Here is a 7505-nt window from a genome sequence, read left to right as displayed (position 1 = left end):
GAAAACGAAATCCCTTCAACCGGGGAAAAGAACTCGGTAATTTCATGCCTCATCGATACCGGAAACAACTAGATCAAACAACTTGGCAGTGCCCTGCAACGCTATGACGGCATTCAATCGTGCTGGCGGCAAGGTCGGGGAGGGTTTGCGCAAGCGGCGCGAGCGGGGCGACGCACAACGCATCGGTGAGCTTGAACTTTGTCTGGCGGGCTTGAAATGAGCCAGATCCTCGACGCCATTAAGGTGACTGCAGGCATTGCAATCGGGATCGTGCTTGCATCCATCTATTACAACGGTGTCCCGGTGCTGAAGGGTATTCCTTATATCGGGGCCGCGTTCGAGGGGCAGGCGAAAAAAGGGCAGGTGCCGGAGTTTCAGGCGCTGGCCCTGAAAGCTGAACTCGATCAGCTCAAATTGATCAGACGCGCCAATGCCCTCGTTATCGAAGCCTATCAGGTGCAGCTGCGCAACGCCCGCGCAGCTGAAGCCGCACGCATTGAACAAACGGAACAGGAGATTAGCGACTATGAAAAGCGGCTTGCTGATGCGGGGCGGATTTGCCTGCTTGATCGCGATGATATTGAGTTCCTGCGCAAGTGACAGGCTTTTGCAGGATGCGGCGCAACAGGCAGGTAGGGCGCAGGCAGGACGGCAATTGCCTGCATATCCGGATGATTGCCGTAAAAAAGAGGATCATGCACCGCTGATCGATGGGGTCGAAGCTCGATCAGTGCTGAAGCGCGAACGGCAGGCGCTTGATCGACAGAATGCGCGCGCAGATCGATGTGCTGATATTTATGATGGCTTGGCGGGGAATGAGATGATGGAGGATAATACCATGACAGGCGAGCGCATTCAGAAGATTGCAGACAGTGTCATTCTCCGGGCTGTCGCTCGTGTTTCGATGGCGATGGCGTTACCTCTGGCCAGCCTGGTTGTTTATTTCGGTCTAAACTGGCTGGACAGTCGCTTTGAAAAGCAGGATACGGCAAGTCAGAATGCTATTGCGTTTCAAGTGTCGCGCATTGATCGCATTGAGAAGACGGCAACGACAGCGATTGACCAATCTACCAAGGTCAATGATCGCCAGACGCCACCGCTGCCAAATTCCAGAATGATGCGCTGACAAGATTGGACCGCATGCAGGATAGCATGGTCGGAATATTGAATGCAGTAGCGGCCCTTACGGCAACCATGCAGGCGCGGGAAGATTACGAGCGACGAAAGTCGACGTCTCCACCCTGAATGATTTTCATTAAGCCCGCCCCGTCATTGACGTGGCGGGCTTTTTTAGGCTGTTACCACTTAACTCGGAATCCAGCCTGTCCCTTGAGGGAGTAGCTGTCACCAAAATTGTTGAGGCTGGTGTTGACGAGACCTTCGCCATAGATCGAATATTTGTCGTCGTTCCAGTTGTAGGAACCGCCAATTCCAAGCCCGCCCCACAGACGATCATTGCGGCTGGCAAAGCTTGTGCCCGCAACATCGACCTTCGTGCCTTCCAGGAACTCGTAATAGAGATTGGCAATGCCATAGACATGTGCACGATCAAGTTTGCCATTGGCATTCTGCCATGAGCTTTCATGATCAAGCGTCAGACCAAGACGACCTTGAAGACTGTCACCACGGTCAAGGCTGACCTGTGAGCCGAATGTATCGGCGAAGTCATCGAAATCAACGCTAGAATAGAAAAGCTGCGCCTGTGGCGTGAGCGACCATGCCTGATCGATCGCAATGCGCTTGCCACCTTCAATGGACAACGCATAGCCAAAGCCGTCATTGCCATCGACAAGGGTGCTATTAGCAAGTGTTGAGTTGAGATCGCTTCTGTACCATGTCAGTTGTGCCTGACCATCAAGGTAGAAGCCGTTTTCGCCATACCATGTCAGAGTTCCGCCAAAGCCATAGCCGTCGGTGGAGATTTCACCATCACCATGCACGGATTTCGTCTTGGTCTTGCCATGGGCATAATGCACGGTGACGCCACCGATCAGCTTACCGCTTTCGATTTCTGCCAGCATGCCATCAAGACCCGCCTGCAGCTTGAAGATGTTCTGATCATATTCGGTGGAAGAGGTGGAGAAGCGTGGCTCAATGCTGTTATGCGCGCCTTCGATACGACCCCAGACACCATTGCCCTCGATTGCCACTCCTGCTTCCTCAGGTGCGGCATAGGGCGTTCCCACCGGATCGGCACCTTGTGCAATCACTCGATTGCCATTGCTTGCCCAGAAGCGATTGCCGACACGCTGCTGCAAGGTGGGGACGCCATTCAAGCCAAGCAGCGATTGTGCATAGCTCTCATAGGTTGGAACGCCTGCTTGATAGAGTGGTTCGCTAGGAAGCGTAACAGGATCAGTTGGATCAACAGGATTGGTTGGATCAACAGGATCAACGGGATCAACGGGATCAACAGGATCAACGGGATCAACGGGATCAACGGGATCAACAGGTTTGATCTGTGAACGCAGATACCAGTCACCATCGGCCGGGCTGGCAACACCACCCTGATAAAGCTTGTAGGCATAGGCACCAGCAACAACAGCATTTTCACCTTCATGCACATAATCGCCTTGCAGCGAGAATGTACCATTGGATGCGCCACCAACTTCAATAATCTTGATGCCTTCAACCGTCTGCGCACCTTCGCCGCCGGCGTTGGTCACAGCGACATTTGTCGTGCCAGCAGTGTCACCCGTGATGACAAGCATGTCGGTTGTCGAACTGTCGTCACCAAGGGCCGTATCGAATGTAATCAAACCACCATTGCCGGTATAAGAGCCGTTTATTGTCAGGCGATCACCAGCCGTGCCGTCATAAAGACGAATTTCACCAGCTGTTTCCGCCAATACATTGCCCTGTAGAACGAAGTCTGACAGTGCGCCCGCTCCTGCTGTCGCATCCAGAATTGCAGCATTGGCAATATTCAACTGCGTGAATGTTGCCGTGGTTGATGGCGTTGCACCACCTTTCTCCTGCATTATCCACTGAGCGCCATCTTGTACGGTGATTTCAAGAGTGGAAGGTGCCGCTTTATTGACCAAGCCGGTGATTTTACCATCGGAGACATTGAATGTAACAGCACTGGGAGACTGTACGGTGCCATTGACATTCAAAAGCCAGCCAGCTGATGCGGCCTTTAGGTCGCTGTTTACCCCACGTATGTTGAGACGGTAATCGTTTTGATTATTGGCCACATTGATCAGGTTCGCTGTCGTGGAGGCCGTTGTGGCAACCAGATCGTTGAACGACGTCACGGTCTGAGCCGTTGCTTGGCTAGCATTACCACTGATCGTAATAGCCTCACGGCCGGCGCTGATGGTCGTGCTGGATGTATCAGCATTTGCATCCAAAACAGCCCCTTGCCATATTATGTCGATAGCTGCATCATTAGCCGCTTGAAGAGTATCGATTTCCATATGGCCGGTTGAAAAAAGCCTGCCTTCTCCGGTACCGATGCTCGCAGTCTTGCCCAGCCGGATAGCATTGGCGCGTGAGGACGTGCTTTTGATTTTGATATTGCTGTTGTTCAGGTGAACTTCTGGCACAACGCCGTTATGCTCCGAACCTGAAATATAAATTCCGATGGCGTCATTGGATGTCGCATTGATGTCGATCGCCAGATCATTCTTGACTTCGACATAACCAGCCGACCCGTTTCCGGAATTCCCTCCAGCGCCCTGAATAACCCTTATGCCGGCTAGGAGAGGATACACATTCCATCCATTATTGGTCGACTGCATCTTAATGTTCATATTGTCGAAAATCGCTTTCGACTGATAACCGTTGAACGCCAACGTTTCCGCAGCATTTACAGTTGATCCAACGACAATGCCATAATGTTCAAACCTTTGGCCGAGGCCGAACGTGCTTCCGTCGTTCCCGTTTGGCAGATTAAGCATCGTAAGATTGAGACTGCCTATCGTCATGGTTCCGCCATGGCTGACGCCGACACCCGCCTTTGCGATATTGTCGCCTATCGGCAAAGATGCGTTGGCCGTCAGGTTCTCGATGGTCAGGTTAATGGTCCTGCCGCTCGCGTCGAATGTGGAGAATGCCGTCGGCGCAGTGCCATAGACAGAAATTCCCGTGCTTCCCTTCAATGTCGTCGTGAGATCGTTCTCGATAGTCATTGTGCGGTTGATGTTCTGGCTGTACAGGAGAAAGCCCGTGTTCCAGATGGAATTGTCTCCGATAGTTGCTGCGACCGAGGCAATCGAACACCCGCCATTATTGGTAGCGTTATTGGATGTGAAAGTGCCATTGGAATTTGATGCACATGGTGCGGACCAAGCTGCAGACGTGAAAAGGCTTGCACTGATAATTGCCGTGCTGGCCAACCATAGTTTTTTCATTTAAAATTTCCCGCGCCTGTTAGGTAAGTATCTCATCTTTGTATTCTTTTTTTTCAATTTAATCAATTAGCTGAAACTAATGCTTTATTAAATTATAGGTTGTGTGATTAGATTAACACACGTAGTTATTTGGCGTGATGGAATTTCGCGCACTAGAGCGCGTCCACTTTACTCGGGATCATATACGCATGATTTGAAGTAGTTGGCGCATCTGCAGGAGGCGGCAGGTCGCCTGGAAAATAGTCGGGGCGATACTCGCATCGGCGCAAAAGGATTGCGGGTCCCAGCGGTCAGAACTTCGGAAACCGAAGCCGCAATCGCGTTCGCAAGGCGGGTGGCAACAACCATGCCGCCCATACGGTTGACGGACCTTGTGGCCGATATCGACCGGATGACGGGCTTCAGTTCCTTGTTCGAGCACCTCCAGACCGGTCGGTCACCTTCCGATCTGCGGGTGTTTTATGCGGCGCTGATCGCCGAAGCCACAAATCTTGGCTTCTCGAAGATGGCGCATGCCTGTCCCGGCATCACGCGCCGCCAGCTACAGCAGATGGCAATCTGGCATTTTCGCGAAGAGACATTCGCGCTGGCGCTCGCCAAACTGGTTGAGGCTCAACACTCTGCCCCGTTCTCAACAGTATTCGGCTCGCACACAATTTCCTCATCGGACGGACAACATATCCATCTTGGCGACGGTGGCGAAGTCGCAGGCGGCGTCAATGGCAGGTATGGAAACAATCCGATTATCAAACTCTACACCGCGATCTCTGTTCGCTACGCGCCCTTTCATACAAAAATCATAGCCGCAACGGCTAGTGAAGCCGTTCACGTGCTTGACGCATTGCTGGAAACTGAAGCTGGTCTTAATATCGTCCGTCACCACGTTGATGGGGGCGGCGTCAGCGATCTTGTATTCGCCCTCTGTCATGCACTCGGCTTCGCATTCGTGCCGCGCATTCCCGATCTCGATGGGCGATGTCTCTATGGCTTCGAACCGGCCAAGCAATATGGAATTCTGCATAATGTTATGGGTGGTCGGATAGATACCGATCTGATCAGGGCGCATTGGGACGATATTTTGCGCCTTATGACCTCGCTGCGTACGCGCACCGTCAGCGCCTCGCTCATGCTGAAGCGATTGTCGGCGACAACGAGGCAAAGCGGCCTTGCCCAGGCGTTGCGCCAGATGGGCCGGATTGAACGAACCCTCTTCACCCTCGACTGGATCAACGACGAGCAATTGCGTAAGACAACTACCGCTGAATTGAACAAGGGCGAAAGTCGGAACAGTCTCGTGCGAGCCGTCAATCTTCATCGTCTCGGTCGTTTCCGCGATCGCAGTCAGGGAAACCTTTCGATCCGGGCTTCCGCGCTCAACCTGGTTGTCACTGCAATTATTCATTGGAACACAATCTACACCGGCCGCGTCGTCGATGCCCTGCGCAATGCGGGCCAGACAATCCCGGATCATCTGCTGGCTAGCTTGTCACCGCTCACATGGGAGCATGTGAACCTGACCGGCGATTACCTCTGGGAAGAAAAACCGACACTCGACGAAAACGGCTTCCGCGTAATTCCGTTCTCCCCATGATCCGCCTGCCGTATATCTGTGCCCCTTTAATGTTCAGGGGCCAAGGTAGAGAACACAGCAACCGGCACCGGCAATCCGCCATCGGGGCCGCCGACCACATCGCCACCCGACACGGTGACCGTGCCGCCGGCACAGACGCCTGCGCTGACGCTCGACAAGACCGGCACGCTCAATGATCAGAACGGCAACGGCCTGATCGATCTGGGCGAGACGATCACCTATTCGTTCCTGGTCACCAACACCGGCAACGTCACCATGACCAATGTCACGGTCGACGATCCACTGCTGGCCAATGCCGGGGTGTCGCTCGACCAAGGGCCGCAGACGTTGGCACCGGGGGCGAGTTTCACCTTCACGGCGACCTATATGCCAGTGCAGGCTGACATCGATGCCGGCAAGGTAGAGAACACAGCAACCGGCACCGGCAATCCGCCATCGGGGCCGCCGACCACATCGCCACCCGACACGGTGACCGTGCGAGGCCATAGATTTGCATGCCGCACAGGGCTGGCGCACCCGAAAGCGGCGTCCCTTGGAGCGCTTGGCCCCTGTCGATGAGGTTAAAGAAGCCCTCGACGATATCGCACAAGGGCTTGACCTCCTTGAATCCGGTCTGCGCAAGCTGCGCGGTCGGTTGTCGTCGTGACGGCGTCCCAGGCTCTGGTCGCGATCTGGCTTCTTGCTCGCCTGGAAGACTTCTCGGCGAAATGGCCGAATGTCGACGTTCGGCTGGACGTTTCTGATCGAGTGATCGATCTGGCTCAGGGTGAGGCGGACATCGGCATCCAATATGGGTTGGGCGACTGGAAGGGAGTAAAGTCCAAGTACCTCATGGGCGAGGAAATCATTGCTGTCTGCCACAACAGGCTACTGCCCGAGGGGAGGGAGGTGACCGCAGGCTGGATCGCGGAACAGACACTCATCCACGACGGCACGCCGCATCCGGGTGGGGACTTTCCGAATTGGAGCGAATGGCTGACACGTGCGGGCGCGAACCATGTTCCCGACGACCGTGGATTGAAGATCAACTCCACGGCTGCGGTCATCAATGCGGCGGTCGCAGCCCGCGGGATAGCGTTGGTGCGTAAGGCTCTGGTAGCTCAGGAGATTGACAGCGGTCGTCTCGTCCACCTCATGCCCGACATTCGCTGGCCCGTCAAATGGGCCTACTATGTCGTCGCATCGCCAAAAGCCCTGCCTCGATATGAAGTTAATGCCTTTCACCACTGGCTTTCCACCCTGAGTTAATGCAGTAACACAAGGCAGCTAGATCTACTGCAACCTCCGAAACCGGACCGACCGCTTCAGGCCTCATTCCAGTCGTCCGAATTGGACGAACGTGCATTCTTGACTGGCAATCAGGGTGCTACGCCCCACTAAATGGAATGGGTTGGTCCATCAACGACTTTCACCACAAGACTAGGTGGAGTGAAGCGTTGCTTTTTGGCAACTCTGCTTAAAGAAACTGTTGATTGCCGCTGAGAAGTGACCCGGTTTTTCCACCGAGAATTGACCCGCCTTTTAATTAATGTTCGGGTTTTTATTCACGGTCAAGTTTC

Annotated in this window: 6 protein-coding genes and 1 pseudogene; 6 read left to right on the top strand and 1 reads right to left on the bottom strand. The window is 54.0% G+C overall.

Annotated features, from left to right (window positions below):
* Positions 1 to 216: 216 nt before the first annotated feature.
* Both FGI60_RS25900 and FGI60_RS26620 read left to right on the top strand, forming a co-directional pair.
* Entirely contained in the window at positions 217 to 600 is a 384-nt protein-coding gene (locus FGI60_RS25900) for a hypothetical protein (protein WP_024899690.1), read from the top strand.
* 7 nt (positions 601 to 607) lie between these two features.
* Positions 608 to 1126, top strand: a complete 519-nt coding sequence (locus FGI60_RS26620; RefSeq protein WP_235889945.1) for a hypothetical protein — start codon at positions 608 to 610, stop codon at positions 1124 to 1126.
* Positions 1127 to 1298: 172 nt separating this feature from the next.
* Here FGI60_RS26620 and FGI60_RS26770 read toward each other — a convergent pair whose 3' ends face one another.
* Entirely contained in the window at positions 1299 to 4133 is a 2835-nt protein-coding gene (locus FGI60_RS26770) for an autotransporter family protein (RefSeq protein ID WP_235889944.1), read from the bottom strand.
* A gap of 37 nt (positions 4134 to 4170) precedes the next feature.
* Here FGI60_RS26770 and FGI60_RS26615 point away from each other — a divergent pair, with 37 nt between their 5' ends.
* The 4 genes and pseudogenes from FGI60_RS26615 (at position 4171) to FGI60_RS25875 (ending at position 7194) form a co-directional block, all read left to right on the top strand.
* Entirely contained in the window at positions 4171 to 4359 is a 189-nt protein-coding gene (locus tag FGI60_RS26615) for a hypothetical protein (RefSeq protein ID WP_235889943.1), read from the top strand.
* 207 nt (positions 4360 to 4566) lie between these two features.
* A pseudogene (locus FGI60_RS25885) lies at positions 4567 to 5946 on the top strand (Tn3 family transposase); the annotation flags it as partial.
* Positions 5947 to 6066: 120 nt separating this feature from the next.
* Positions 6067 to 6504, top strand: coding sequence for a DUF7507 domain-containing protein (locus tag FGI60_RS25880; RefSeq protein WP_171058860.1), 438 nt, complete (start codon positions 6067 to 6069; stop codon positions 6502 to 6504).
* Positions 6505 to 6588: 84 nt separating this feature from the next.
* Positions 6589 to 7194, top strand: a complete 606-nt coding sequence (locus FGI60_RS25875) for a LysR substrate-binding domain-containing protein (protein WP_235889942.1) — start codon at positions 6589 to 6591, stop codon at positions 7192 to 7194.
* Positions 7195 to 7505: the final 311 nt, after the last annotated feature.

The sequence above is a fragment of the Brucella haematophila genome (genome assembly GCF_005938105.1).
GTDB lineage: Bacteria > Pseudomonadota > Alphaproteobacteria > Rhizobiales > Rhizobiaceae > Brucella > Brucella haematophila.
Note: the sequence above shows the minus strand (reverse complement) of the source record. Positions and strands in the feature narration are given on the sequence as shown.

Coding starts and splice junctions, on each gene's coding strand:
- FGI60_RS25900 (WP_024899690.1), top strand. CDS start 217: ATGAGCCAGATCCTCGACGCCATTAAGGTGACTGCAGGCATTGCAATC.
- FGI60_RS26770 (WP_235889944.1), bottom strand. CDS start 4,133: ATGACTATCGAGAACGATCTCACGACGACATTGAAGGGAAGCACGGGA.